We start from the raw sequence: 1,636 nt of genomic DNA on the forward strand, positions 1-1,636 counted from the left end.
TGAAAGAATTGCTTCTTTCAAAACTGAACAAAACGTAAGCGAACGTTATTTTCCTTAGAAAGGAGGTGATCCAGCCGCACCTTCCGATACGGCTACCTTGTTACGACTTCACCCCAATCATCTGTCCCACCTTAGGCGGCTGGCTCCATAAAGGTTACCCCACCGACTTCGGGTGTTACAAACTCTCGTGGTGTGACGGGCGGTGTGTACAAGGCCCGGGAACGTATTCACCGCGGCATGCTGATCCGCGATTACTAGCGATTCCGGCTTCATGCAGGCGAGTTGCAGCCTGCAATCCGAACTGAGAATGGCTTTATGGGATTTGCTCGGCCTCGCGGCTTTGCTGCCCTTTGTACCATCCATTGTAGCACGTGTGTAGCCCAGGTCATAAGGGGCATGATGATTTGACGTCATCCCCACCTTCCTCCGGTTTGTCACCGGCAGTCACCTTAGAGTGCCCAACTGAATGCTGGCAACTAAGATCAAGGGTTGCGCTCGTTGCGGGACTTAACCCAACATCTCACGACACGAGCTGACGACAACCATGCACCACCTGTCACTCTGTCCCCCGAAGGGGAACGCCCTATCTCTAGGGTTGTCAGAGGATGTCAAGACCTGGTAAGGTTCTTCGCGTTGCTTCGAATTAAACCACATGCTCCACCGCTTGTGCGGGCCCCCGTCAATTCCTTTGAGTTTCAGCCTTGCGGCCGTACTCCCCAGGCGGAGTGCTTAATGCGTTAGCTGCAGCACTAAAGGGCGGAAACCCTCTAACACTTAGCACTCATCGTTTACGGCGTGGACTACCAGGGTATCTAATCCTGTTCGCTCCCCACGCTTTCGCGCCTCAGTGTCAGTTACAGACCAGAAAGTCGCCTTCGCCACTGGTGTTCCTCCAAATCTCTACGCATTTCACCGCTACACTTGGAATTCCACTTTCCTCTTCTGCACTCAAGTCCCCCAGTTTCCAATGACCCTCCACGGTTGAGCCGTGGGCTTTCACATCAGACTTAAGGAACCACCTGCGCGCGCTTTACGCCCAATAATTCCGGACAACGCTTGCCACCTACGTATTACCGCGGCTGCTGGCACGTAGTTAGCCGTGGCTTTCTGGTTAGGTACCGTCAAGGTGCCAGCAGTTACTCTGGCACTTGTTCTTCCCTAACAACAGAGCTTTACGACCCGAAGGCCTTCTTCGCTCACGCGGCGTTGCTCCGTCAGACTTTCGTCCATTGCGGAAGATTCCCTACTGCTGCCTCCCGTAGGAGTCTGGGCCGTGTCTCAGTCCCAGTGTGGCCGATCACCCTCTCAGGTCGGCTACGCATCGTGGCCTTGGTGAGCCATTACCTCACCAACTAGCTAATGCGCCGCGGGCCCATCTGTAAGTGACAGCCGAAACCGTCTTTCCATCTTTCCTCATGCGAGGAAAGAACGTATCCGGTATTAGCTCCGGTTTCCCGAAGTTATCCCAGTCTTACAGGCAGGTTGCCCACGTGTTACTCACCCGTCCGCCGCTAACTTCAGGGAGCAAGCTCCCATCCATTCGCTCGACTTGCATGTATTAGGCACGCCGCCAGCGTTCGTCCTGAGCCAGGATCAAACTCTCCGAAGAAATGTTTGACTTGCTCATTTGCTTTTA

Annotated in this window: 1 rRNA gene; it reads right to left on the reverse strand. The window is 54.2% G+C overall.

Annotated features, from left to right (window positions below):
* Positions 1-58: 58 nt before the first annotated feature.
* Positions 59-1,609, reverse strand: a 16S ribosomal RNA gene (locus BM126_RS21745).
* Positions 1,610-1,636 lie beyond the last annotated feature (27 nt).

Source organism: Bacillus sp. OV322 (assembly GCF_900112495.1).
In the GTDB taxonomy this organism is placed as follows: domain Bacteria; phylum Bacillota; class Bacilli; order Bacillales; family DSM-1321; genus Peribacillus.